The organism is Comamonas terrae, from assembly GCF_001544075.1.
Classification (GTDB): Bacteria; Pseudomonadota; Gammaproteobacteria; order Burkholderiales; family Burkholderiaceae_C; genus Comamonas; species Comamonas terrae.
Window position 1 is genome coordinate 179006 of record NZ_BCNT01000001.1, and the last position, 24464, is coordinate 203469.

A 24464-nucleotide genomic window follows, 5' to 3' on the forward strand; every position below is an offset into this window, starting at 1 on the left:
CATGCGCCAAGGGAAAGGCATCCGGGTGTACTCTGGCCTTATCCGGAATCACATCCATTCAAGCCCTGTGCGCAATCCCATCAAGCGCCAGCCGCTCTTTTTTCGATAGCAATGAAATCCCATCAGGAACTGATGCGCCAGGCCGTTGACCTGGCCCATGAAAACCGCCTGCGCGGCGGGCGCCCGTTCGGCGCCGTGCTCGCGCGGGACGGAGAAGTCATCTCCACCGGCGTGAACGGCATTGTTGCCAGCCACGATCCCAGCACCCATGCCGAGATGGAAGCCATCCGCGCGGGCACGCGCAAGCTGGCCAACCCCAGCCTGGCCGGCCTGACGATCTACGCCAGCGGCCACCCCTGCCCCATGTGCCTGGCTGCCCTCGTCATGGGCGGCGCCAAGCAGGTGTTCTTCGCCTTCGACAACCAGGATGCCGCGCCCTACGGCATGTCCAGCGAAGCCGCCTACCAGCGGCTGCGCCTGCCTCTGGCGCCGCCGCCGCTGCCAATCGAGCGCATAGCCACCGGCATCCGCGCCGAGCAGCTCTACGGCGACGAGCCCTGGCCCCAGGCCTGAAGCCCTCAGGAACCGCGCACCCGGGGCCTGCTCCGACGGCACAAAAAATTCTCCAACAAGCCCTTTTCCACGGGACGGCTGCCCTTGCGCCCCGCCAGGCGCCGCCGGCCCGGACCGACCCATGTCCACATCCAATGCTTCACCGCGCCATGTGCCGCCACTTCTATGGCTGGCCGTGGTCGTTCTGGTCACCATCAATCTGCGCCCCTTCCTCACCGCATCCGGCCCGCTGGGACAGGCCATACAGAGTGCCACGGGCATGGACCTGCGCACCTTCTCCTGGCTGACGCTGCTGCCCATGGCGCTGATGGGCGCCGGCGCCTGGCTGGCGCCTTCCGCGCTGCAGCGCCTGGGGGCGCGGCGTGCGATTGCCTTCTCGCTATGCCTGATCGGCCTGGGCTGCGGGCTGCGCCTGGCCGGCTCCAGCAGCTGGATGCTGATCGCCACGGCCGGCCTGTGCGGCTGCGGCGTGGCCCTGGTGCAGGGCATCTTCCCGGGGCTGATCAAGCGCCAGTCGCCGCACAACGTGGCTCCCATGATGGGCCTGTACTCCGGTGCCCTCATGGGCGGCGGCGCGCTGGGCGCCCAGATCTCGCCGCTGGCCGTGCAATGGGGCTGGAGCTGGCAGGCCGCGCTGGCCATGTGGGTGATCCCCGTGCTGGTCGCCCTGCCCCTGGCCTGGCATGCGCTGGGCCTGATGCAGGCCACATCCACCGCACCGCGCCCCAAGGGCGGCACGGCCGCCCCTGCCGCAGCCAGCGATACCGGCTGGCTGATGCGCCGCGGCCGCACCTGGCTGCTGCTGCTGAGCTTTGGCGTGATGAACGGCGGCTATGCCTCGACCGTGGCCTGGCTGGCGCCCTTCTACCAGACCCATGGCTGGACGGCCACGCAAAGCGGTTCGCTGGTGGCCATTCTGTCCATAGCCCAGGCCGCCTCGGCCCTGGCCATGCCCGCGCTGGCCGCGCGCAGCACGGACCGCCGCCCCTGGGTGCTGGCTACGCTGCTGATGCAGATTGCCGGCTTTGCGGGCCTGGCCTGGTGGCCCGACGCCTTTCCCACGCTCAACGGCATTGTGCTGGGCATGGGCCTGGGAGGCTGCTTTTCGCTCTTCATGGTGGTGGCGCTGGACCACCTGCCCTCGCCCACGCAGGCCGGCGCACTCAACGCCCTCATGCAGGGCGGCGGCTTCATTTTGGCCGCGCTGGCGCCGTGGATCATGGCCCAGCTGCTGCAGCTCAGCGGCAGCTGGATCACGGGCTGGCTCTACCAGGCCAGCGCCGCAGCGGTGGTCGGCATGCTGATGCTGCGCTTCAATCCCCGGCACTATGCGAGCGCGATGCGGGCACCCGAGCTGCATTGATTGTTTCAGCTTTAGAAATAATATGTTGTGCAATGCAGCATTTTTCTGAAGCCGCTTCGCTTCTAAAGTTCAGGCCATGGGTTCGACGCCACAACGCGATTTCCGCGGCGGACACCGGCCCCACACTCGAAGTGAAGGAAAGAAAATGAAAAACACCAGCCGCATCGCTCTTGCCGCCGCCGTGGCCCTGTCTGCCATTGCCGCCCAGGCCGGCCAGGACTTTACCGCCGACCATTACCCACCGCAGGTGCAAAGCCAAAGCACGCTGACACGCGCCGAAGTCATCCACGAACTCAAGCTGGCCCAGGAACAGGGCACACTGCCCAACTACGACTTCACCTATGTCAGCCCCAGGCAGGAACAGGCCTCGACCGTGACGCGCGCCCAGGTCCGCGCCGAAACGCTGGCTGCCATGCAAAACGGCGGACTGAGCTTCGGCAGCTAAGCCCCGCGGCCGCCCATGAAAAATGCCCCTTTCGGGGCATTTTGTGTTTCTGCGCAGGCCGTGCTGGCAATGCAGCCATGCTTCAATGGACGGGCATGGCCGCATTGAAGATCAGCACCATGACCAGGCCCACCACGGCGACGATGGACTGCACCACCGAAATCGTCTTGGTGGCTTCGCCCATGGTCATGCCGAAGGATTCCTTGACCATCCAGAAGCCCGCGTGGTTGGCATAGTTGAAGAACAGCGAGCCGCAGCCGATGGACAGGGCCAGCAAAGGCAGGTTCAGGCTGGGATCGGCTCCGGCCAGCGGGGCAAGCAGGCCGGCCGCGCCCACGATGCCCACGGTGGCCGAGCCGGTGGAGACCGACAGCAGCATGGCGATCAGCCAGCCCAGGATCAGCGGCGGGAAGGCAAACTGCTGCGTGAGGTTCACGATGGCATCGCCCACCTTGGCGCTGGTCAGCATCTGCTGGAAGGCGCCGCCGCCCGCAATGATCATGATGATCGAGGCAATCGGCTTGAGGCTCTTGCCCAGCGCATCGCGCAGCTTTTCCGTGTCGCCGCCGCGCGCGACCACCAGGGCCACGATGGCGAACAGTACTCCCAGCAGCATGGCGATCAGCGGATTGCCCAGAAAGCCCGCCACCTGCATGGCCGGGCTGTTCTTGGGCAGCACCATCTCGGCCACCGCATGGACCAGCATCAGGATAGCCGGCAGCAGCGCCGCCAGCACGCCCAGGCCGATGCCGGGCCGCTGCGCGTTGTCGGCTTTTTCGGTGATGGTGAACTGGTCCAGCAGCGTCTGGTCGGGCCTGGTGCTCATGCGCGGGGAGATGAAGGCGCCGTAGAGCGGGCCGCCGAGAATCATGGCGGGTATGGCCGCCAGGAAGCCGTACAGCATGGTGGGGCCCACGGCCGTCTTGAGCGTGGCAATCGCGGTCAGCGGACCCGGATGGGGCGGCACCATGCCATGCATGGCGGCAAGCGCCGAGATCACGGGCACGCCGACGTACACATAGGCCGACCCCTTGAAACGGGCATGGCCCTCCAGCTTGCGCGCCACGCTGAATATCAGCGGCAGCATGACGACCAGGCCCACCTCGAAAAACATCGGTATGCCCACGATGAAGGCCACCAGGGTCATGGCCCAGGGAATCATGCGGTCCGAAGCATGCTTCAGGATGGCTTCGGCGATCTGCTCCGTGATGCCGGCGTCGGCCAGAATCTTGCCGAGCATGGCGCCCAGCGCGATCACCACACCTACCGCGCCCAGCGTCTTGCCGGCGCCGTTGGTCAGTTGCTTGACGATGTTGCCCGGCTCCATGCCGGTCGCAAAGCCCACTCCGACGGAAACGACGAGCAGCGCCAGAAGCGGGTGCATCTTCAGGCGCGACACGATGAGCGCGACCAGCACCAGTACGCTGACCAGGGCGGTCAGCAACAGCTGTATGTCTAGATGGGTCATGGATGAACCTCGGTTTTGGCTGGCTGCTTCAACGCACACCCCGCAGGCCCATGTTAAGAAGGCGCGAACGCGTCAGCTGTAGGCTGTCGCCGTTCGCGCGATGCGCAGTGGAGCAGGAAGTGCCGCGCCGGAGGCGGCCGCCCATGTTGTGGTATTGATCTAGGGTTGGCCCGGATTGTGCGCTTTTTGTATGGACAATACTGATGCGGATATTACGTAGGAACGGGAAAGCGCCCGCATGGCCGGCGGCACAAAAAAAAAGCCCCATGCGGGGCATTTCTCAAGGGCGCTCTGAAGCCAGCAGCTGCAGGCCATGGGCTTCGGTGGGCAGGGGCACTTCCCAGCGGTGCAGCATGGACAGCAGCGCCGCATTGGACAGCGTGGTGTCGCGGTTGCGGTTGCGCTCCAGCAGCACGGGCTTGGCAGCCTCCAGGTGCACCAGCTGCACGCGGGCGCCATAGGCCAGGCACAGGTCCACGGATTTGCCGCGCATCTGGCGCGACAGATGCGTGGCATTCCAGACAAAGGGCGCACCGGCGCGCAGCAAGGCCCTGGCCTTGTCCACGGCAAGGTGGGCCGCCGCGCCTTCGTTCTGCCCGTGACGCAGGCCCAGCTCGGCGCGCGCATCGTCGAACGACACCACGGGCAGGCCTGGATGGTGCTGCGCCACCCAGGTGTTCTTGCCCGAAGCCGGCAGCCCGCACATCACCACCACCTGCGAGCCCGGCTCCTCGTGCAGCGCATAGTCCGGATGCAGCTCGGCACCGCGGAAATAGCGCACCGCAGTCTCGGCCGACGCAAACCGGCGCGGCGTGCGCAGGCAGCCCTCCTCCAGCGCCAGCTCCCGCAGCAGCTCGATGTTGACCAGGACGTTGCCCACATCGGGGCAGATGCGGCCGCGAATATCGGCCCGCGCCAGCAGCACCAGCAGATGCAGGTCGACCTGCCAGGATAGTTCGCGCACGATGAATTCGGGCGACAGGCCGCGGCGCGAATCCGCAAATGCAAAGAACGGCATCTGGTGCACGGCGATCAGCCGGCATATCGCCTCGCGCTGGGCCACGGGCGCGCCCGCTTCCCAGAGCATGAGGCGCGCATCAAGGGCGCCCTTGCGCGAGTGGCCGGGCTGCGAGATACGGCCATGGTCATCGACCTGCGTGGTCGAACACTTGGCCACATCGTGCAGCAACGCGGCCAGGAACACGGTCTCGCGCTCGGCCGGCGCCAGCCGCGCATAGTCGCCGTCCTCCAGCAGCTCGCGCACCACCATCTGCGTATGCGTCCACACGTCGCCTTCGGCATGGAACACCGGGTCCTGCGGCGTGGTCCTGGCCAGCTCTAGCTGCGGAAAGGCCTGCAGGCAGGCCGCCCAGTCCACATCGTCGCCGGCCGCATGCGGCACCAGGGCCGCCATCTGTTTCCAGCTCCACATAAAAACTCCTTTCGCCGCAGCCCTCTTCGTTCGCTACGGTCTTGATAGCTTTCAACGCTTGGCAGACAAGCGTTACCAGTATTTTTTGATTGCATCGGCAAAAATATCGACACCGGCACGCAGGCCGTTGGGCACGATGGGCCGCTCGCTGTGGTGCGAGCCCGAATCCAGGATCACCTGCACGAAGTCGGAGCGCACGAACTTGTAGCGCGCCACGGTCTGCCCGCCCTCCTCGACCTTGATGTACAGGCCTTCGGCCAGATCGGAGGCATCGGTCTGCCGCCAGGCCAGGGGCAGGTCCAGCTTCTGCCGCCGGACCTGCGCCTCGAAGGCGCACTTCCAGCCCGGGCTGCGCGCCAGCGAAGGCGCGAGCATGGCCAGCAGGTCCCGCTCGCGGTAGGGCGCCGTGCCGCTGTAGAGCACGGGCACCGAGACCACGGGTACGCCGGCCAGCAAGGCATGGCGGCGCGGCGTATCGAGGAAGTGCTGCGCCGAGCGGTCCCAGATGTCGAACTCGCAGAACCAGTGCGGCAGCGCGTCGTAATACAGCGAATGCTTGGCATACAGCCATTCGCCGTACATCACGTAGCGGTCATCCAGCAGCCGCATCAGCGCATCCTCGTGCGCACGCGCCCACTGCTTGTAGGCATTGAACTGGCGCTCGCGCCCGCCGCACTGGTCGGCCCGCAGATAGTGTCCGCGCGACTGCAGCAGCAGGCTACCGTCGGCGCCGAAACTCAACGCGGCATTGGCGCCGTCGAGCTTTTCCTCGACCACGATATGGCGGCCGGCCAGCGCCGCGTAGGGCACGGCATCGTCGTGGTCGCCGCTCTGCAGGCGCGAGCCGCGCAGGTGCGGCGTGCGCGGGTATTTGAGAATCTCCAGGTTGAATAGATGTTGTGAAGTCATGTCGAACTTTCCAAGGTCGAAGCAAGGCCTGCGCGGCATGGCGCAGGAATGGAGAGCCGACGACGACGCGCGCCGCAATGAAGCGAAGACTATGCTTGCCGCACCAGGGATTCAGGTCCGGGCAATCATGGAAGGATGTGGCGGAAACTCAGGCGCCGTATGGAAGCAAAGTCATACGGCAGCAGCCCAGGAGAGTTCTGGGCAGGTCGAGAGCCACGCACCGCAGCGCACAGGCAGGACTTCTGAAGGGTTTCAGAAATCAGCGTGTGACGAAGTCGTTCAGCAGAAACGAGAGCGGCGGGGCATGATGCACCTCAAAAATGAGAGCTGTTGATTCAGATGGAATAAGGGCCGCAAGTGTAGGCAATGCAATGGATGCTTGCCAAGCCTCGCCATCCGCTCTGTGGCGCAAAGCACACAGCTCCAGGCACGGATGGAGTCCGGCCGCCTTCAGCCCAGCTTGGGATGCAGATCCACATACTGCTGCTTGCGCGCCTCCAGCGCCTGGATCTGCACCTGCAGCCGCGCGATCTCGGCATCGATGTCCTCCACGCTCTGCTCGATGTGCTCATAGGTCTGCACCAGCAGCTCCCGTGCCTCCTTCTTGCTGGAGGCCGATGGCGTGGCGCCGCGCAGCGGCCGGTTCGCCGTTTCCTTCATGAAAATGCCCGTGACGATGCCGATCACGGCCACCAGCATCAGGTAGTAGGCCGGAATGTAGAGATTGCCCGAGGAGTCGACCAGCGCGGCCGCGATGGTGGGCGTCAGGCCCGCGAGAATGATGGCGATGTTGAAGGCGCTGGCCAGCGCGCTGTAGCGGATGCGCGTGGGGAACATGGCCGGCAGCGTCGATGCCATGACGCCGGTGAATGCATTGAGGATCACGGCCAGGATGAACAGGCCCAGGAAGATCAGCCCGATCTCGCCGCTGATGATGAGGCGAAAGCACGGCACGGCAAGCACCAGCAGCGCCACCGAGCCGAACAGCACGAAGGGCCGGCGCCCGAACCGGTCGCTGGCCATGCCGATGACCGGCTGCACGAACAGCATGCCGATCATCACGGCGATGATGATGAGCACCCCGTGCCCTTCGGCGTAATGCATGTTGTGGGTCAGGTAGCTGGGCATGTAGGTCAGCAGCATGTAGTAGGTGATGTTGGTGGTCAGCACCAGCCCCACGCAAATCAGCAGCGGCCGCCAGAAACGCGTGGCGATTTCCCTGAAGGACACGCGCGGGCGGTTTTCCACGTCTTCCTGGTCCTCTCTTTCCATCATCTCCAGCTGCTGCTGGAAGGCCGGAGTCTCCTCGGCCGCATGGCGCAGGTACAGGCCCAGGAAGCCCAGCGGCGCCGCCATGAAGAAAGGCAGGCGCCAGCCCCATTCCACGAAGCGGTCCTCGCCCAGAATGCTCTGCAGCAGCACCACCACGCCGGCGCCCAGCACAAAGCCGGCGATGGAGCCGAAGTCCAGGAAGCTGCCCAGAAAGCCGCGCTTGCGGTCCGGCGCATACTCGGCCACGAAGATGGCCGCGCCCGTGTATTCGCCGCCCACCGAAAAGCCCTGCGCCAGCTTGCACAGCAGCAGCAGGATGGGAGCCCAGATGCCTATGCTGTCGTACGAGGGAATCAGCCCGATGCAGAAGGTGCTGACGGCCATGATGATGATGGTGGTGGACAGCACCTTCTGGCGCCCGAACCGGTCGCCCAGCACCCCGAAGAACACGCCGCCCAGCGGTCGCACCAGGAACGGCACGGAGAAGGTGCCCAGCGCCGCGATCATCTGCACGCTCGGCGACGCGTCGGGAAAGAACACCTTGCCCAGCGCATAGGCCACGAAGCCATAGACGCCGAAGTCGAACCATTCCATCGCATTGCCCAGGGCCGCCGCCGAGATCGCCTTCTTGAGCTTGCTCTGGTCGACGATGGTGATGTCGTGCAGCTCCAGCGTGCCGCTTTGCGTGGGAATCAGCGGCGGCATGCTGGCAGCGGCATCCTTGGGCTCGGGAGTCGTGCTCATCGGATCCTCTCTTGATTCATGCAGATGGCTGATCTTGAGCGGATACGCCTTGCCGTGCCTGTAGGAGCAGGCCTGCGTTTGCCCGCCATGGCGGGCCCGGCGAGCGGCCCTACCGCGGCAGCCGCCGCCGCTTCTCCCTACAATCGCCCCCTGCGGTCGGTGTACCGCTTGTGGACTGATCTTCGCCGGGGCAAGCCCTGGCCTATCAACCGCCGTGTATCCGGACGGTGGTGGCAAATTGAACGGAGCATATCGATGAGCACTTCTTTCGCCCGCCGCCAGGCGCTGCGCGGCATGGCCGTTGCCGCCATGGCCGCTTCCTCCCTGGTTTCCCTGGCCCGCGCCGATACCCCGGCCGTGCTGCGCGTGTCAGCGATTCCCGACGAGGCGCCGACCGAGCTGCAGCGCAAGTTCAAGCCGCTGGGCGAATACCTCTCGCAGGCCACCGGCATGAAGGTGGTGTTCACGCCCGTGTCCGACTACGCGGCCGTGGTCGAGTCGCTGGCCACGCGCAAGCTGGACCTGGCCTGGCTGGGCGGGTTCACGTTCGTGCAGGCCAAGATCCGCACGCACGGCACGGCCATTCCCATCGTGCAGCGCGCCGAGGATGCGGTCTTCACCAGCAAGTTCATCACGGCCGATCCATCCATCACCAAGCTCTCGGACCTCAAGGGCAAGACATTCGCCTTCGGCGCGCCGTCCTCCACCTCGGGCAGCCTGATGCCGCGCTACTTCCTGCAGCAGGACGGCATCAACCCCGAAAAGGATTTCAAGACCGTCGCCTATTCGGGCGCGCATGACGCCACCGTGGCCTTCGTGGCCGCGGGCAAGGCCGAAGCCGGCGTACTCAACACCTCGGTCTGGGACAAGCTGGTCGAATCCAGGAAGGTGGACACCAGCAAGGTGCGCGTCTTCGCCACCACACCCACCTACTACGACTACAACTGGACCGTGCGCGGCGACCTGGACCCGGCCATCATCAAGAAGCTGACCGATGCCTTCCTGGCGCTGGACCCGGCCAGGCCCGAGCACAAGGCCATCATGGACCTGCAGCGCGCCAGCAAGTTCATCCCCACCAAGGCCGAGAACTACGTGGGCATCGAAGCTGCGGCCAAGTCCGCAGGCCTGCTCAAGTAAGCAGCGTCTCCGAGGGCGGCCCCTGCAGGTACCGCCCTGCTCCTTTTTTATGCATTTGGGCCGCTTTCGCTGATGCAGTCGGCGCTGGCAGCCCTGTTTTCCAAAGCACCAAGGCCATGAGTTTCGCGCTGGACGAGGTGGGCCTGACCCACAGCAACGGCTTTGCCTCCCTCTCGGGCATCACGCTGTCCGCCGCACAGGGGGAAAGCATTGCGCTGATCGGCCCCTCGGGCGCCGGCAAGACCTCGCTGCTGAACACCCTGGGCACAGGCCACCTGCCCACCGCAGGCCGCATGACCGTGCTGGGCCAGCCCGTCACGGCCTCCATCTCCGCCAGCGCCCTGAAGGCGCTGCGCTCGCGCATAGGCACCGTGTACCAGGCCACGCCGGTTCCGCTGCGCCAGCGCGTGGTCACGGCCGTGCTGGCCGGGCGGCTGGGCCGGTGGCCGCTGTGGAAGGCCCTGGCATCGCTGGCCTACCCGCAGGACATCCCCGGCGCCCGCGAGGCCCTGGCCCGCGTGCAGCTGCAGGACAAGCTGTTCGCGCGCTGCGACCAGCTCTCGGGCGGGCAATTGCAGCGTGTGGGCATTGCCCGCGTGCTCTACCAGCAGGCCGAGCTGATCCTGGCCGACGAGCCCGTCTCGGCGCTGGATCCGGCCCTGTCCCTGTCCACGGTGCAGTTGCTGGTGCAGGAAGCCGCCGCGCGGCAGGCCACGCTGGTGGCCAGCCTACATGCGGTGGACCTGGCGCTGTCGTGCTTTGCACGCATCGTGGGCATACGCGCCGGGCGCATCCTCTTCGACCTGCCGGCCGCCCAGGTGAGCGAAGCGCAGCTGCAGGCCCTGTATGCGGGCACGCAGGACCGGACGCTGCCGCCGGGCCGTACCCCGGCAGCCGAACCGCTCGCCGCCATGGTGATGGCATGCCGTTGAACGCCGATCCGGGCGTTCGCGCCCCGGCCTTGCGCGATCCGGCCGCGCGCGGGCGCGTGGGCTGGCTGCTGCTGGCACTGGTGCTGCTGTGGCCGCTGCTGCAGGGTTCCGGCTTCCGTCTGGCGCCGCTCCTGGACCCCGACAATCTGCGGGTCATCGGCAACTTCCTGGCCAACTTCCTCCCGCCCGAGACCGGCAGCGAGTTCCTGGGCTACCTGGGCCGGGCCACGCTGGAAACCCTGGCCATTGCCACGTCCGGCATGGCGCTGGCCTTTGTCGTTGCCGTGCCGCTGTCCTATCTGGCCAGCGGCGCGGCGCGCGAGCGCATCACGCTCAACCCCGTCTCGCGCGGGCTGCTCACCATACTGCGCGGCATCCCCGAGCTGGTCTGGGCCCTGGTCTTCGTACGCGTCTTCGGCCTGGGGCCGACCGCCGGCGTGCTGGCCCTGGGTCTGACCTATGGCGGCATGCTGGCCAAGGTGTATGCGGAAATCCTGGAATCCGCGGACCCCACCCCGGCGCGCGCCCTCGCTGCCTGCGGCGCGGGGCGCGTGCAGGCCCTGCTCTACGGCCTGCTGCCGCAAGCGGCCCGGGAGCTGACTTCGTATACCGTGTACCGCTGGGAATGCGCGATCCGCGCCTCCGTGGTCATGGGCTTTGTGGGTGCGGGCGGCCTGGGCCAGCTCATGGACCAGGCCATGAAGATGCTCAACGGCGGCGAAGCCGCCAGCATCCTGCTGTGCTTCATGGCGCTGGTGGCGGCGGCCGACCTGCTCTCCACCGGCCTGCGCCGCGCGCTGAACGCCGCCCCGCAGGCCCGCGCCCTGCCCTTTGGCTGGCGCAGCGGCCTGCTGATCCTGGCATTGGCGGCCGGCCTGTGGGGCAGCCTGCGCCTGCTGGACATGGACCTGCCAGCCCTTTTTACAGAGGATGCGGTGCACACCATGGGCGAATTCGTGCAGGGCTTCTTCCCGCCCGACCTCGGCCACGAGTGGCTGGCCAAGGTGCTCAAGGGCGTGGGGGAGACGCTGGCCATTTCCATCGTCGGCACCCTGCTGGCCGCAGCCGCGGGCCTGCTGCTGGCCCTGCCGCGCTGGCGCGCGCCGTGGAACCTGCTGCTCAATCTGCTGCGCTCCGTGCCCGAGCTGGTCTGGGCCACGATCACGGCGCTGGCCGTGGGCCTGGGGCCGTTTGCCGGCGCCCTGGCCCTGGCCCTGCACACGGCCGGCGTGCTGGGCCGGCTGTATGCCGAAGCACTGCAGAACACGCCGCCTGCGCCCGCACGGGCCCTCAGGCGCGCGGGCAGCGGCGGCCTGCAGGCCTTTTGCTACGGAACCCTGCCCGGCGCGGCCCCGCAGCTGCTGGCCTATACGCTGTACCGCTGGGAAATGAACATCCGCATGGCCGCCATCCTGGGCTTTGTGGGTGCTGGCGGCCTGGGGCAGCTGCTGTATTTCGAGCTGTCGCTGTTCCACTATGCCCAGGCCGGCACGGTCATCCTGGCCATGCTGCTGTTGTCCATGGCCGTGGACTACGGCAGCGCCTGGCTGCGGCGCGCCATGCGCGCGTGAGCAGCGGACGTCAGAAGGCGGATTCCGGCAGCTGCGCGCAAGTCATGTCGCGCTGCCTGACCACGTTCAGCCACGCGCCGATGCGGGGCAGCTCGTAATGGAAGAAATAGCGCATGGCACCCACTCTGCCGGCGTTTGGAGCTATGGATACAGAAGCATCACGTTCCAGCACGGCCAGCACCACGTCCAGCCAGGTCCAGGCCAGCACCACATGGCCGAAGGCCTGCATGTAAGGCACGGCATTTGCCAGCGCCTCCTGGGCGTCGCCGGTGGCCCAGGCGGCCTTGGTCGCGGCGCCGACCTCGGCCAGCGCCGCCGCCAGCTGGTTGGCATAGGCGGCCAGCATCTCGTGGCGCATGGCCTTCTCGATGGTGCCGTTGATGCGCCCGGCCAGCAGCTGCAGGCCGCGCCCGCCCTCCATCAGCACCTTGCGGCCCAGCAGGTCCATGGCCTGGATGCCGTGCGTGCCCTCGTGGATCATGTTGAGGCGGTTGTCGCGCCAGTACTGCTCCACCGGGAAGTCGCGCGTGTAGCCATAGCCGCCATGGATCTGGATGGCCAGGGAATTGGCCTCCAGGCAGAACTCGCTGGGCCAGCTCTTGGCAACGGGCGTGAGCACTTCCAGCAGCAGGCGGGCCTCGTCCACGGCCTCTGGCGTACCGGTGTGCTGTTCGTCCACCAGCCGGGCGCAGAACAGGTTCAGCGCCAGCGCACCTTCGCCATAGGCCTTTTGCGCCAGCAGCATGCGCTTGACGTCGGCATGTTCGATGATGCGCGACTGGGGCTTGGTCGCGTCCTTGCCGCCGGCGCCGATCGGCCGCCCCTGGGGGCGATTTTGCGCATAGTCCAGGCTGGCGTAATACCCGGCCAGGCCCAGCATGGTGGCGGCCATGCCGATGGAGATGCGCGCCTCGTTCATCATGTGGAACATGCACTTGAGGCCTTCGCCGGGCTTGCCCACCAGATAACCGATGGCGCCGGAGGCGCCCCGGACCGGGTACTTGCCCTCGCCGAAATTGAGCAGCGTATTCGTCGTGCCGCGCCAGCCCAGCTTGTGGTTGAGGCCGGCCAGCGCCACGTCGTTGCGCTCGCTCGTGAGCCGGCCTTCGGTGTCCACGAGCTTCTTGGGCACGATGAACAGCGAGATACCCTTGACGCCCGGCACGGGCCTGCCGTCGGGCCCGGGAATCTTGGCCAGCACCAGGTGGACGATGTTCTCGGTCAGCTCATGGTCGCCCGCGCTGATCCACATCTTGTTGCCCTTGAGGCGGTAGCGCGGGCCCAGCGCGTCGCTTTCGAAATCGGCGCCGTCGGGCTCGGCGCGCGTGGCGATGTCGGACAGCGAGGAGCCGGCCTGGGGCTCGGACAGGCACATGGTGCCTGCCCAGCGGCCGTTGAATTCATTGGCGGCAAAGACCTGCTGCTGCATGGCCGTGCCATGGGCCATGATGGCGTTGGCATTGCCCGAGGTCAGCATGTTGGAGCCTATGCTGATCGAAGCCGCCGCGAAGAAGCTGTTGGCCGCGGCTTCCAGGGTATAGGGCAGCTGCATGCCGCCCATCTCGTAGTCCTGGGCGGCGCTGAGCATGCCGGACTCGGCATAGGCCTGGCGCGCCTCGTAGGTGCACCGGGGCAATATCACCTTCTCGCCGTCGAATTGGGGCTCCTGCGTGTCCACCGTGCGGTTGAACGGCGCGTACTTCTCGCGCGCAATGCGCTCGCAGGTGTCGAGCACGGCATCAAAGGTCTCGCGCGAATGGTCGCCAAAGCGCTCGCGTGCCGTGAGCGATTCGGCTTGCAGCCAGTCGTAGAGCAGGAATTCGAGGGTGGAGCGTAAGGTGGTCATGCGGCAAATTATGGGAGGGCAACCTCACGGCCCCATGTCCGCTGCGCGACGCGCCGTGCAGCCGGCCTCCTGTGCATGCAGCGTCCGCCCCCGGGCTGGCGCAAGTTCGGCTTCGGCGGCACAGGTGCCTTGGCTCGCCCATGCCGAGATTGCGCAGAGCCTCCCGAGCGGTATATGTCCATGGCTTGGTGCCGCTGCCGTCCGCCATTCGTTACCTGGCCTCGAGGGACGCTCGCTGCGGCAGGCCATGGGAGGCGCTGCGCCAAGGCCGCCATCGACAGGAAAGCAAAACCCCGCGCAGCCCTGTGGAAGCCGCGCGGGGCATGGCAGATATCCGGCGCGTTACAGCACTTCAAAAATGCCGGCCGCCCCCATGCCTCCGCCGATGCACATGGTCACGCACACGCGCTTGGCGCCGCGGCGCTTGCCTTCGATCAGGGCATGGCCCGTCAGGCGCTGGCCCGACACGCCATAGGGGTGGCCCAGGGCAATGGCGCCGCCGTTCACGTTCAGGCGGTCGTTGGGAATGCCCAGCTTGTCGCGGCAGTAGATCACCTGCACGGCAAAGGCTTCGTTCAGTTCCCACAGGTCGATGTCCTCGATCTTCAGGCCCAGCTTCTTGAGCACCTTGGGAATGGCATAGACGGGGCCGATGCCCATTTCATCGGGTTCGCAGCCGGCCACGGCAAAGCCCAGGAAGCGGCCCAGGGGCTTGAGGCCCTTGCGCGAGGCGTAGTCCTCGCTGACCACGGCGCAGGCGCCCGCGCCGTCCGAGAACTGGCTGGCATTGCCGGCCGTCACCAGGCCGCCGGGCAGCGCGCTGCGCAGGCCGCTGATGCCTTCCTTGGTCGTGCCCTCGCGCGTGCCCTCGTCCTTGCTCGCGAGCACTTCCTTGGTAATCAGGCCGCGCACCTTATCGGCCACGCCCATCACGGTCTTCATGGGGGCGATCTCGGCATCGAACAGGCCGGCAGCCTGGGCCGCGCAGGCCTTTTGCTGGCTGGCTGCGCCGTACTCGTCCATGGCGTCGCGGCTGATGTTGTAGCGCTTGGCCACCTGCTCGGCGGTCTGCAGCATGCTCCAGTAGATTTCGGGCTTCATGGCCGTCAGCTCGGGATCGAAGGCCATGTGCGGATTCACGAAGGGCTGCACGCAGGAGATGCTCTCCAGGCCGCCGGCCACCAGCACGTCGTTCTCGCCGGCGATGATGCGCTGGGCGGCCAGCGCGATCGCCTGCAGGCCCGAGGAGCAGAAGCGGTTGATGGTCAGGCCGGAGGTGGTCACGGGCAGGCCGGCGCGTACGGCGATCAGCCGCGCCACGTTGCCGCCGGTCGTGCCTTCGGGCAGCGACATGCCCATGATCACGTCCTCGACCTCGGCGCCCTCGATGCCGGCGCGCTCGACGGCGTTGCGGACGGCATGCGCTCCCAGCGTGGGGCCGTAAGTCATGTTGAAAGCGCCCTTCCAGCTCTTGGTCAGCGGAGTGCGCGCGGTAGAAACAATCACTGCGGATGTCATGGTGTGTCCTTGGATTCTTGATGGTGCACAGGCCGGAACCGGCGCCGCTGAGGCGCTCGGCCCGGCTCCGCTGCGGCTTAGCTGAACTGCTTGCCCTCGGCTGCGAGCTTGGCCAGCAGCGGCGCGGGCTGCCAGAACTTGGCATCGTCGTGGGGGTTGCGGGCAAAGCGGTTCATGGCCTGCACCACGTTGAACAGGCCCACTTCGCCCGCGTAGTGCATGGGACCGCCGCGCCAGACGGGGAAGCCATAGCCGGTGAGGTAGACCATGTCGATGTCGCCCGACTTGCCGGCAATGCCGTCTTCCAGGATGTGCGCGCCTTCGTTGACCAGGGCGAAAACCAGGCGCTGCACGATTTCCTCGTCGGAGATCTTGCGCGGCGTGATGCCCTTGTCCTTGCGGTACTGCTCGATCATCTCCTCCACCAGCTTGGAGGGAATCGCATCGCGCTTGCCGGCCTGGTAGTCGTACCAGCCGGCGCCGGTCTTCTGGCCGAAGCGTCCCAGCTCGCACAGCCGGTCGGCCGTTCCGCTGTATTTCATGTCGGGCTTTTCGACCGCGCGGCGCTTGCGGATGGCCCAGCCGATGTCGTTGCCTGCCAGGTCGCCCATGCGGAACGGCCCCATGGCAAAGCCGAACTTCTCGATGGCCCTGTCCACCTGCTGGGGTGTGGCGCCCTCGTCCAGCAGGAAGCCGGCCTGGCGCGAGTACTGCTCGATCATGCGGTTGCCGATGAAGCCGTCGCACACGCCCGAGACCACGGCCGTCTTCTTGATCTTCTTGGCGATCTTCATCACCGTGGCCAGGACGTCCTTGGCGGTTTCCTTGCCGCGCACCACTTCCAGCAGCTTCATGACGTTGGCGGGGCTGAAGAAATGCATGCCCACCACGTCCTGCGGACGCTGGGTGAAGGCGGCGATCTTGTCCACGTCCAGCGTGGAAGTGTTGGAGGCCAGGATGGCGCCGGGCTTGGCCACCTCATCAAGCTGCTTGAACACCTGCTCCTTGACGCCCAGCTCCTCGAACACGGCCTCGATGATGAGGTCGGCGTTCTTGAGATCGCCGTAGCTCAGCGTGGTGCTGAGCAGCGCCATGCGCTCTTCGTATTTTTCCTGCTTGAGCTTGCCCTTCTTGACCTGGGCCTCGTAGTTCTTGCGGATGGTGGCCACGCCGCGGTCCAGCGCTTCCTGCTTGGTCTCCAGGATGGTGACCGGAATGCCGGCGTTCAGGAAGTTCATGGAGATGCCGCCGCCCATGGTGCCGGCGCCGATCACGCCCACGGTGCGGATTTCGCGCACGGGCGTGTCCGAAGGCACATCGGCGATCTTCGAAGCCGCGCGCTCGGCCATGAACAGGTGGCGCAGCGAACGCGACTCGGGCGTCATCATCAGCTGCATGAAGGTTTCGCGCTCCAGCGCCATGCCGTCGTCGAATTTCTTGGTGGTGGCGTTCTGCACGGCATCCACGCAGCGCACGGGCGCGGGGAAATTCTTGGACATGCCCTGCACCATGGTGCGGGCGAACTGGAAGTAGGCCTCGCCCTGGGGGTGCTTGCAAGGCAGGTCGCGCACGCGCGGCAGCGGGCGCCTGTCGGCCACTTCCAGCGCGAAGGCCTTGGCTTCGGCCAGCAGGGTCTCGGCCGAGGAAGCCATCTTGTCGAACAGGGTCTGGCCGGGAATGGCGGCCAGCATCTCGCTCTTGACGGCTTCTCCGCTGACGATCATGTTCAGCGCAGCTTCCACGCCCAGCACGCGCGGCAGGCGCTGCGTGCCGCCCGCACCGGGCAGCAGGCCCAGCTTGACCTCGGGCAGGGCCACGGCGGTGCCGGGCGCGGCCACGCGGTAGTTGCAGCCCAGCGCCAGCTCCAGGCCGCCGCCCATGCAGACCGTGTGGATGGCGGCCACCGTGGGCTTGCCCGACAGGTCCAGTTGCTGGATGACGGAGATCAGGTGCGGCTCGCGGTAGGCCTCCTCCTTGCCGAACTCGGTGATGTCGGCACCGCCCGAGAATGCCTTGCCGGCGCCGGTGATGACCACGGCCTTGACGGCAGCATCGGCCAGGGCCTTGTTCAGGCCGTCGACGATGCCGCGGCGCGTGGACAGGCCCAGGCCGTTGACCGGCGGGTTGTTCAATGTAATGACGGCTACGGCACCGTCCACTTGGTATTCAGCAGTCATGCTGTTGTCCCCTATGCGATAGAAAAGAACGATCGTGCGTTTTTGATTGTAGAAACTTTGCTGCAATGCGCCACTGCGGTTTGTCCCGACCGGGACAGATCACTCCCCGAGCCACTTCGCGCTGCCCCCAAGGGGCGCCAGCGCAGCGAGGCGGCTCTTGCTCGGCGTCGCCGGCCTGTGCTGCGCCGGTTTCACAGGCTTCCGGCGCAGGCTAGACCTCCAGCCATTCCTTGCGGACCTTCTCGTTGGCGCGCAAGCTGGCCGGCGTGCCGTCGAAGACGATGTGGCCGTGGCCCATGACCAGGGCGCGATCCGAGATGTTCATGGCAATGGTGAGCTTCTGTTCGATCAGCAGCACCGACACACCGCGGTCCTTGATCTTCTTGAGGTATTCGCCCACCAGTTCCACGATCTTGGGCGCCAGGCCTTCGGTAGGCTCGTCGATGATGATGAGGTCGGGATCGCCCATGAGCGTGCGGCACAGCGTGAGCATCTGCTGCTCGCCGCCCGACATCACGCCCGCCTCGGTGTGCTGGCGCTCCTTCAGGCGAGGGAACATGGCATACATGTCGTCAAAACCCCAGCGGCTGCTCTTGCCCTTGCCCTTCTGGCCCAGCAGCAGGTTCTGGTGCACCGTGAGGTTGGGGAACACGTCGCGGCTCTCGGGCACATAGCCCACGCCCAGGTGCGCGACCTCGTAGGCCTTCTTGCCGGTCAGGCTCTGGCCCTTCCAGTCCAGCGAGCCCTCCCAGTGCACCAGGCCCATGATGGCCTTGGCCGTGGTGGAGCGGCCCGAGCCGTTGCGCCCCAGCAGCGCGACGATTTCGCCCGGATGCACCTCGAAGTCCACGCCATGCAGCACATGGCTCTTGCCGTAGTAGGCATGCAGATTGTTGATCTTCAGCATATTCAATGGACTCCCGCCTGCTGGTCTGCCACCGAGGAGCCCAGGTAGGCTTCCTGCACGCGCGCATTCGCGCGCACGGCCTCGGGCGTGTCGAAGGCGATGACTTCGCCATAGACCACCACGGCAATCTTGTCGGCCAGGCCGAAGACCACGCCCATGTCATGCTCCACGGTCAGCAGCGTCTTGCCTTCGGTGACCTTCTTGATGAGCTGGATGAAGTGGGCAGTCTCGCTGTTGCTCATGCCGGCCGTGGGTTCGTCCAGCAATATGACGCTGGCGCCGCCGCCGATGGTGATGCCGATTTCCAGCGCGCGCTGCTCGGCATAGGTCAGGTTCACGGCCAGCGTGTCACGCTTTCTGTGCAGGCCGATCATTTCCATCAGTTCCTCGGCACGCGCATTGGCGTCGTGAAGGTTCGACAGGAAGCGCCAGAAGCTGTAGCGGTAGCCCAGGCTCCAGAGCACGCCGCAGCGCAGGTTCTCGAACACGCTGAGCTTGGGAAAGATGTTGGTGATCTGGAAGCTGCGCGACAGGCCCATGCGGTTGATCTCGAACGGCTTCTTGCCGTCGATGCGCTGGCCGTGCAGCAGCACCTGGCCGCCGCTGGGTTCGAAGCGGCCGCTGATCAGATTGAACAGCGTGCTCTTGCCTGCGCCGTTGGGCCCGATGATGGCCACGCGCTCGCCGGGCTCGACGGCCAGCTGGGCGCCGCGGATGATCTCGGTCTTGCCGAACTTCTTGCGCAGGTCCCGCAGCTCCAGCGCATACGGGGGCTTGGCGGACGAGGCCGCACGCGCGGACCGTGCGGCATGGTCTGCCGGATTGTGGATTGCGACGCTGGACATGGCTCAGGCCCCTCCCTTCTTCATGATTTCCTCGATGTCTTCCTGGATCTGGCTCCAGCGGCGCTGGGTGAAGCGCCTGAAGACTTCCAGCAGGCCCATGCCCACCACGAACACCACCAGCGCCACGGCCCAGGTGGCGGCCGCGCTGGTATCGAGCTGCGTGCCCATGAAGGACACGCTGGGACCGAGCGCCGCGTTGAGCTGCATGTGGTAGATCATCTCGATCAGTGCCGCCCCGCCGCAGACCACGAACACGGCGCTCACGAGCAGGCCCAGATAGGGTACGAGCAGGCGCTTGAAGCGGCCGAACTTGGCCACCCGCAGGTTCATCATGACCAGCCCGGCCACGCCGCCGGGCGCATACATCACCATCAGCAGGAAGACCAGCCCCAGGTACAGCAGCCAGGCCTTGGTCAGCTCCGACAGCAGCACCGAAGCCAGCACCAGCAGCACGGCGCCGATGATGGGCCCGAAGAAGAAAGTGGCGCCGCCCAGGAAGGTGAACAGCAGATAGCCGCCCGAGCGCACCACGCTGACACTGTCCATGGCCGTGATGATCTCGAAGTTGATCGCCGCCAGGCCACCGCCTATGCCCGCGAAGAAACCCGCGATGATGAAGGCGAAATAGCGCACGCGCTGGGTGTTGTAGCCCACGAACTCCACACGCTCGGGGTTGTCGCGCACGGCATTGAGCATGCGGCCCAGCGGCGTGCCCGTGAAGGCGAACATGGCTGCCGTGCAGACAAAGCAGTACACGGCGATCAGGTAGTACACCTGCAGGCCCGAGCCGAAGTCCAGACCGAAGAACTTGCCGTAGACCCGGTCCGTGGTGATGCCGCCCTCGCCGCCGAAGAATTCGGGGAACATCAGCGCCATCGATGCCACCAGCTCGCCCAGGCCCAGCGTGATCATCGCGAAGGTCGTGCCCGATTTCTTCGTGGTCACATAGCCGAACAGCGCCGCGAAGAACAGGCCGGCCAGGCCGCCGATGACGGGTATCAGCACCAGCGGAATGGGCCACTCTCCGGCGCCGGCCTTGTTCATCGCGTGGATGGCGATGAATGAACCCAGGCCCGTGTAGACCGCATGGCCGAAGCTCAGCATGCCGCCCTGCCCCAGCAGGATGTTGTAGGACAGGCAGATGATGATCAGATAGCCAATCTGGCTGAGCATGGTCAGGGCCAGGGAGCTGGTGAACACCAGCGGCGCGACGATGAGCGCCAGCGCGAACAGGCTCCAGATCACGATGCGGCCGATGTTCAGCGGCTTGAAGCGGTAGTAGCGCTGCTCGGCCGTGTCTTGAGGGGATGGCATGGATGCGCTCATCGTTTGCGTGCGGTTTTTGGGAATGGAAGACATGGCTCAATCCCCCCGTGTGCCCAGCAGGCCCTTGGGGCGGAATATCAGGATCAGCACCAGGAACAGGTAAGGCAGGATGGGCGCCACCTGCGAAACCGTGAGCCTGAGCACGGGCCAGCCGAAGGTGGACTCGTTGACAGCATGGCCCATGGAAGTCAGCGCGCTGGCCAGCGACCAGTCGATGGCCACGGCAAAGGTCTGCACGATGCCGATCAGCAGCGAGGCCACGAAGGCGCCGGCCAGCGATCCCATGCCGCCGACCACCACCACCACGAAGATGATGGAGCCCACCGAGGCGGCCATGGCCGGCTCGGTCACATAGGTATTGCCGCCGATCACTCCGGCCAGGCCGGCCAGCGCGCAACCGCCGCCAAACACCAGCATGAAGACGCGCGGCACGTTGTGGCCCAGGGCCTCCACCATTTCGGGGTTCTTGAGCGCCGCCTGGATCACCAGGCCGATGCGCGTGCGCGTCAGCAGCAGCCACACGGCGACCAGCATCAACAGGGCCACCAGCATCACGAACGAGCGCGACCTGGGAAACTGCGTACCGTACAGCGTGAACAGCGGCCCCTGCAGCGCGGGCGGCAGGCCGTAGGGCACGGTGCCGCGACCCCAGACCAGTTGCACCACCTCCAGGATCAGGTAGGACAGGCCGAAAGTCACCAGCAGTTCGGGCACATGGCCGAACTTGTGCACGCGCCGCAGGCTGTAGCGCTCGAACAGCGCGCCCAGCACGCCGACCAGGACCGGAGAGATGAACAGCGCCGGCCAGAAGCCGACGATGCCGCTCAGGGTGTAGGCGAAATACGCGCCCAGCATGTAGAAGCTGGTGTGGGCGAAGTTGAGCACGCCCATCATGCTGAAGATCAGCGTCAGCCCCGAGCTGAGCATGAACAGCAGCAGGCCGTAGCTCACGCCGTTGAGCAGCGATATGGTGAAGAATTCCAGCGTCATCGAAGTGCCTTGCTCTCAAATGCGTTGCGGACAATTAGGAAAGAGCGCGGCGCCGCCGGCAGCAGGCCCGGTGCGGCGCCGCGGCGCGAAGGCGCTCAGGACGGGCGCTTCATCTGGCAACTGGTCGGCGTGCTGGCCACATAGGGCTCGTAGTACTTCACGGGCACGAAGGTGTAGCCGGTGTTTTCGGCGTCATAGGGATACTTGCCACCGGCCTTTTCCCACTTGGTGATGTACAGGCCCTGCTGCAACTGGTGGTCGGTCTTGCGCATCTCGACCTCGCCGTTGAAGCTCTTGATCTTCATGCCTTCCAGCGTGGCGGCCACCTTGAGCGGATCGGTGGTTCCGGCCTTCACGAAGGCCGCATCGAGCAGCGCGAACACGTGGTAGATCGAGCTTTGCGTCAGGTCGTCGTTGAACTTCTTCCTGAACTCGGCCATCAGCGGCTGGATGGGCGGGCCCATGTTGTAGTGGCCGTAGCCCACCACATAGACCTTGCCGTCGGACTGGGCGCCCATGGCCGTGGGCGCGCCCGCGCCGAACGCGTAATAGGTGTAGAACTTGACGTCGTTCAGGCCCGCATCGTTGGCGGCCTTGAGCAGCAGCGCCAGATCGGAGCCCCAGTTGCCCGTGATCACCGTGTCGGCACCCGACTGCTTGATCTTGGCCACATAGGGCGCGAAGTCGCGCACCTGGGCCAGCGGAGCGAAGTCGTCGCCCACGATCTGCACGTCGGGGCGCTTTTTCTTGAGCATGTCCTTGGCGTACTTGGACACCTGCTGGCCGTGCGAGTAGTTCTGGTTGAAGAGGTAGACCTTCTTGATCTCCGGCACGTCCTTCATGTAGGTGGTCAGCGCCTCCATCTTCATGGACGTGTCGGCGTCGAGGCGGAAGTGCCAGTAGCTGCACTTGCTGTTGGTCAGGTCGGGATCGACGGCCGCGTAGTTCAGGTACAGCACCTCCTTGCCCTTGTTGCGGGAATTGTGCTTTTCCAGCGCGTCGATGATGGCCAGTGCCGGACCCGAGCCGTTGCCCTGCGTCACATAGCGGGCGCCCTGGTCCATGGCCGAGCGCAGTGCCGCCGTGGTCTCCTGCGGGCTGAGCTTGTTGTCCAGCGGGATGATCTCGAACTTCACGCCCGAAGCATTCTTCTTGTTGAAATCCTCGGCCAGCAGCTGGAAGGTCTTGAGCTGGTTGGTGCCCACGGCTGCCATCAGGCCCGACAGCGGATCGATCCAGCCGATCTTGACGGTTTCACCCTTTTGCGCCCAGGCGCCGCCGGCGCAGGTTGCCATCGTCGCCACCGCCATTGCCCGCATCACCCATTTCATAGCTGTCTCCTTGCATTGTTTTGGTACGGCATCGGCACCAATCTAGCGTCAAGCCGGGCATTCGCGTCTGGGGAATGCCTTAGAAACTATCGCGCATGCGACTTTTCGCTTTTCAAAGACACATGCGGGACAGATCAGGCCACTTGCGCGCAAAAGAAACCTTTTGCAGGCGGCCGTTCTTTGGCTGCCCGAGGACCGGCCCTGGTGTTGGCGGCAGAAAAAAAAGGGGTGCCTGGGCACCCCTTTCGTCAGCACCCGCAACCTCACGAGGGGCGCTTCATCTGGCAGCTGGTCGGCGTGCTGGCCACATAGGGCTCGAAGTACTTCACGGGCACGAAGGTGTAGCCGGTGTTCTCCGAGTCGTAGGGATACTTGCCGCCGGCCTTTTCCCACTTGGTGATGTACAGGCCCTGCTGCAGCTGGTGGTCGGTCTTGCGCATCTCGACCTCGCCGTTGTAGTTCTGGAACCTCATGCCTTCCAGCGTGGCAGCGATCTTGACGGGATCCGTGCTCTTGGCGCGGGCAAAGGCCTGGTCCAGCATGTTCAGGCCGGTATAGACCGAGCCCGTGTACAGGTCGTCGTTGAACTTGGCCTTGTAGCCCTTGACGAGCTTGTCCATGACGCCGGGCATGTTCATGTGGCCGTAGCCCACCATGTAGACCTTGCCGCTGGCACCGGCGCCCATGGCGGTGGGTACGCCGGTGGTGATGGCGTAGTAGGTATAGAACTTGACGTCGTTCAGGCCCGCATCGTTGGCGGCCTTGATCAGCAGCGCCAGATCGGAGCCCCAGTTGCCCGTGATCACCGTGTCGGCACCCGACTGCTTGATCTTGGCCACATAGGGCGCGAAGTCGCGCACCTGGGCCAGCGGAGCGAAGTCGTCGCCCACGATCTGCACGTCGGGGCGCTTTTTCTTGAGCATGTCCTTGGCGTACTTGGACACCTGCTGGCCGTGCGAGTAGTTCTGGTTGAAGAGGTAGACCTTCTTGATCTCCGGCACGTCCTTCATGTAGGTGGTCAGCGCCTCCATCTTCATGGACGTGTCGGCGTCGAGGCGGAAGTGCCAGTAGCTGCACTTGCTGTTGGTCAGGTCGGGATCGACGGCCGCGTAGTTCAGGTACAGCACCTCCTTGCCCTTGTTGCGGGCATTGTGCTTTTCCAGCGCATCCATGATGGCCAGCGCGGGGCCGGAGCCGTTGCCCTGGAACACATAGCGCACGCCCTGGTCCATGGCCGAGCGCAGTGCTGCCGTGGTCTCCTGCGGGCTGAGCTTGTTGTCGATGCCGATGATCTCGAACTTCACGCCGGAGGCATTGCTCTTGTTCAGCTCCTCGGCCGCATACTGCAGGCTCTTGAACTGGTTGGTACCCAGCGCCGCCATCAGGCCCGACAGCGGATCGATCCAGGCGATCTTGACGGTCTCCCCCTTCTGAGCCATGGCCCCGGCCGCACATGCCAGCAATACCGATGCGGCCACGGCCTTGATTGCAAACCTCATGAAGCGTCTCCTTTGGTGTTTTTAGAAACGACGCCCAGACTAAAACGAATACGCACGCTGCCGATCGGTGATTGCCCTAGCGCCTATCGCCTAGGCGACTCGGACTCCAGCCATCACCGGGCGCTATCGAAAACAAAGCGATTGGCGCTTCATGGGCAAGCACTCCAGGCCGCTTAGCC

At 65.6% G+C, this 24464-nt stretch carries 19 protein-coding genes; 6 read left to right on the plus strand and 13 right to left on the minus strand.

Features of this window, described 5'->3' with window-relative positions:
• Positions 1 to 111 precede the first annotated feature (111 nt).
• From Cte04_RS00800 to Cte04_RS00810, 3 genes are all read left to right on the plus strand, one after another.
• Positions 112 to 573: a nucleoside deaminase gene (locus Cte04_RS00800; protein WP_083526426.1), complete on the plus strand. Its 462-nt coding sequence runs from the start codon at positions 112 to 114 to the stop codon at positions 571 to 573.
• 121 nt (positions 574 to 694) lie between these two features.
• Positions 695 to 1936 (plus strand): cyanate transporter, encoded by a 1242-nt coding sequence (locus Cte04_RS00805; RefSeq protein WP_066470202.1) that lies wholly within the window; start codon positions 695 to 697, stop codon positions 1934 to 1936.
• A 145-nt stretch (positions 1937 to 2081) separates the two neighbouring features.
• Positions 2082 to 2381 (plus strand): DUF4148 domain-containing protein, encoded by a 300-nt coding sequence (locus Cte04_RS00810; RefSeq protein WP_066470205.1) that lies wholly within the window; start codon positions 2082 to 2084, stop codon positions 2379 to 2381.
• A gap of 82 nt (positions 2382 to 2463) precedes the next feature.
• On the opposite strand, the gene Cte04_RS00815 is transcribed toward Cte04_RS00810, so the two are convergent.
• From Cte04_RS00815 to proP, 4 genes are all read right to left on the minus strand, one after another.
• On the minus strand, positions 2464 to 3849 hold the full coding sequence (locus Cte04_RS00815) for a GntP family permease (protein ID WP_066470208.1): 1386 nt from the start codon (positions 3847 to 3849) through the stop codon (positions 2464 to 2466).
• A gap of 280 nt (positions 3850 to 4129) precedes the next feature.
• On the minus strand, positions 4130 to 5281 hold the full coding sequence (locus Cte04_RS00820) for an AAA family ATPase (RefSeq protein ID WP_066470211.1): 1152 nt from the start codon (positions 5279 to 5281) through the stop codon (positions 4130 to 4132).
• Positions 5282 to 5353: 72 nt separating this feature from the next.
• Positions 5354 to 6190 (minus strand): RNA ligase family protein, encoded by an 837-nt coding sequence (locus tag Cte04_RS00825; protein ID WP_066470213.1) that lies wholly within the window; start codon positions 6188 to 6190, stop codon positions 5354 to 5356.
• 450 nt (positions 6191 to 6640) lie between these two features.
• Positions 6641 to 8167, minus strand: coding sequence for a glycine betaine/L-proline transporter ProP (gene proP, locus Cte04_RS00830; protein WP_066471715.1), 1527 nt, complete (start codon positions 8165 to 8167; stop codon positions 6641 to 6643).
• A gap of 294 nt (positions 8168 to 8461) precedes the next feature.
• On the opposite strand from proP, the gene Cte04_RS00835 reads away from it, so the two are divergent.
• From Cte04_RS00835 to phnE, 3 genes are all read left to right on the plus strand, one after another.
• The gene (locus tag Cte04_RS00835) at positions 8462 to 9343 is read left to right on the plus strand and encodes a putative selenate ABC transporter substrate-binding protein (protein WP_066470216.1); all 882 of its coding nucleotides are present in this window, start codon (positions 8462 to 8464) and stop codon (positions 9341 to 9343) included.
• A gap of 116 nt (positions 9344 to 9459) precedes the next feature.
• Entirely contained in the window at positions 9460 to 10275 is an 816-nt protein-coding gene (locus Cte04_RS00840) for a phosphonate ABC transporter ATP-binding protein (RefSeq protein WP_066470221.1), read from the plus strand.
• Complete coding sequence (gene phnE / locus Cte04_RS00845) at positions 10266 to 11846, plus strand: phosphonate ABC transporter, permease protein PhnE (RefSeq protein ID WP_066470224.1); 1581 nt, start codon at positions 10266 to 10268, stop codon at positions 11844 to 11846. Before Cte04_RS00840 ends, phnE begins: the two co-directional genes overlap by 10 nt.
• Positions 11847 to 11856: 10 nt before the next feature.
• Here the strand turns inward: phnE and Cte04_RS00850 are convergent, their stop codons facing one another.
• The 9 genes from Cte04_RS00850 to Cte04_RS00890 form a co-directional block, all read right to left on the minus strand.
• Positions 11857 to 13692 carry an acyl-CoA dehydrogenase gene (locus Cte04_RS00850; protein WP_066470226.1) on the minus strand — a complete coding sequence of 612 codons (1836 nt, stop codon included), beginning with the start codon at positions 13690 to 13692 and terminating at the stop codon, positions 11857 to 11859.
• Between the two features lie 342 nt (positions 13693 to 14034).
• Complete coding sequence (locus Cte04_RS00855) at positions 14035 to 15210, minus strand: acetyl-CoA C-acyltransferase (RefSeq protein ID WP_066470229.1); 1176 nt, start codon at positions 15208 to 15210, stop codon at positions 14035 to 14037.
• Between the two features lie 77 nt (positions 15211 to 15287).
• The gene (locus tag Cte04_RS00860; protein ID WP_066470232.1) at positions 15288 to 17387 is read right to left on the minus strand and encodes a 3-hydroxyacyl-CoA dehydrogenase NAD-binding domain-containing protein; all 2100 of its coding nucleotides are present in this window, start codon (positions 17385 to 17387) and stop codon (positions 15288 to 15290) included.
• A 211-nt stretch (positions 17388 to 17598) separates the two neighbouring features.
• Complete coding sequence (locus Cte04_RS00865) at positions 17599 to 18294, minus strand: ABC transporter ATP-binding protein (RefSeq protein ID WP_066470236.1); 696 nt, start codon at positions 18292 to 18294, stop codon at positions 17599 to 17601.
• Positions 18295 to 18296: 2 nt separating this feature from the next.
• Entirely contained in the window at positions 18297 to 19139 is an 843-nt protein-coding gene (locus tag Cte04_RS00870; protein WP_174522866.1) for an ABC transporter ATP-binding protein, read from the minus strand.
• Positions 19140 to 19142: 3 nt separating this feature from the next.
• Entirely contained in the window at positions 19143 to 20498 is a 1356-nt protein-coding gene (locus tag Cte04_RS00875; RefSeq protein WP_066470240.1) for a branched-chain amino acid ABC transporter permease, read from the minus strand.
• Between the two features lie 3 nt (positions 20499 to 20501).
• Positions 20502 to 21455 carry a branched-chain amino acid ABC transporter permease gene (locus tag Cte04_RS00880; RefSeq protein ID WP_066470243.1) on the minus strand — a complete coding sequence of 318 codons (954 nt, stop codon included), beginning with the start codon at positions 21453 to 21455 and terminating at the stop codon, positions 20502 to 20504.
• Between the two features lie 95 nt (positions 21456 to 21550).
• Positions 21551 to 22786 carry a branched-chain amino acid ABC transporter substrate-binding protein gene (locus Cte04_RS00885; protein ID WP_066470248.1) on the minus strand — a complete coding sequence of 412 codons (1236 nt, stop codon included), beginning with the start codon at positions 22784 to 22786 and terminating at the stop codon, positions 21551 to 21553.
• A 263-nt stretch (positions 22787 to 23049) separates the two neighbouring features.
• A complete protein-coding gene (locus Cte04_RS00890) occupies positions 23050 to 24285 on the minus strand; it encodes a branched-chain amino acid ABC transporter substrate-binding protein (RefSeq protein ID WP_066470251.1) in 1236 nt (411 codons plus the stop codon).
• Between the last annotated feature and the right edge of the window lie 179 nt (positions 24286 to 24464).

Excerpts from the sequence above, each read along its gene's own strand:
- Cte04_RS00835 (WP_066470216.1), top strand. The coding sequence starts at position 8,462 with ATGAGCACTTCTTTCGCCCGCCGCCAGGCGCTGCGCGGCATGGCCGTT.
- Cte04_RS00855 (WP_066470229.1), bottom strand. The coding sequence starts at position 15,210 with ATGACATCCGCAGTGATTGTTTCTACCGCGCGCACTCCGCTGACCAAG.
- Cte04_RS00860 (WP_066470232.1), bottom strand. The coding sequence starts at position 17,387 with ATGACTGCTGAATACCAAGTGGACGGTGCCGTAGCCGTCATTACATTG.
- proP (WP_066471715.1), bottom strand. The coding sequence starts at position 8,167 with ATGCCGCCGCTGATTCCCACGCAAAGCGGCACGCTGGAGCTGCACGAC.
- phnE (WP_066470224.1), top strand. The coding sequence starts at position 10,266 with ATGCCGTTGAACGCCGATCCGGGCGTTCGCGCCCCGGCCTTGCGCGAT.
- Cte04_RS00865 (WP_066470236.1), bottom strand. The coding sequence starts at position 18,294 with ATGCTGAAGATCAACAATCTGCATGCCTACTACGGCAAGAGCCATGTG.
- Cte04_RS00810 (WP_066470205.1), top strand. The coding sequence starts at position 2,082 with ATGAAAAACACCAGCCGCATCGCTCTTGCCGCCGCCGTGGCCCTGTCT.
- Cte04_RS00890 (WP_066470251.1), bottom strand. The coding sequence starts at position 24,285 with ATGAGGTTTGCAATCAAGGCCGTGGCCGCATCGGTATTGCTGGCATGT.
- Cte04_RS00825 (WP_066470213.1), bottom strand. The coding sequence starts at position 6,190 with ATGACTTCACAACATCTATTCAACCTGGAGATTCTCAAATACCCGCGC.
- Cte04_RS00800 (WP_083526426.1), top strand. The coding sequence starts at position 112 with ATGAAATCCCATCAGGAACTGATGCGCCAGGCCGTTGACCTGGCCCAT.
- Cte04_RS00880 (WP_066470243.1), bottom strand. The coding sequence starts at position 21,455 with ATGACGCTGGAATTCTTCACCATATCGCTGCTCAACGGCGTGAGCTAC.
- Cte04_RS00870 (WP_174522866.1), bottom strand. The coding sequence starts at position 19,139 with ATGTCCAGCGTCGCAATCCACAATCCGGCAGACCATGCCGCACGGTCC.
- Cte04_RS00820 (WP_066470211.1), bottom strand. The coding sequence starts at position 5,281 with ATGTGGAGCTGGAAACAGATGGCGGCCCTGGTGCCGCATGCGGCCGGC.
- Cte04_RS00850 (WP_066470226.1), bottom strand. The coding sequence starts at position 13,692 with ATGACCACCTTACGCTCCACCCTCGAATTCCTGCTCTACGACTGGCTG.
- Cte04_RS00805 (WP_066470202.1), top strand. The coding sequence starts at position 695 with ATGTCCACATCCAATGCTTCACCGCGCCATGTGCCGCCACTTCTATGG.
- Cte04_RS00875 (WP_066470240.1), bottom strand. The coding sequence starts at position 20,498 with ATGTCTTCCATTCCCAAAAACCGCACGCAAACGATGAGCGCATCCATG.
- Cte04_RS00815 (WP_066470208.1), bottom strand. The coding sequence starts at position 3,849 with ATGACCCATCTAGACATACAGCTGTTGCTGACCGCCCTGGTCAGCGTA.
- Cte04_RS00840 (WP_066470221.1), top strand. The coding sequence starts at position 9,460 with ATGAGTTTCGCGCTGGACGAGGTGGGCCTGACCCACAGCAACGGCTTT.
- Cte04_RS00885 (WP_066470248.1), bottom strand. The coding sequence starts at position 22,786 with ATGAAATGGGTGATGCGGGCAATGGCGGTGGCGACGATGGCAACCTGC.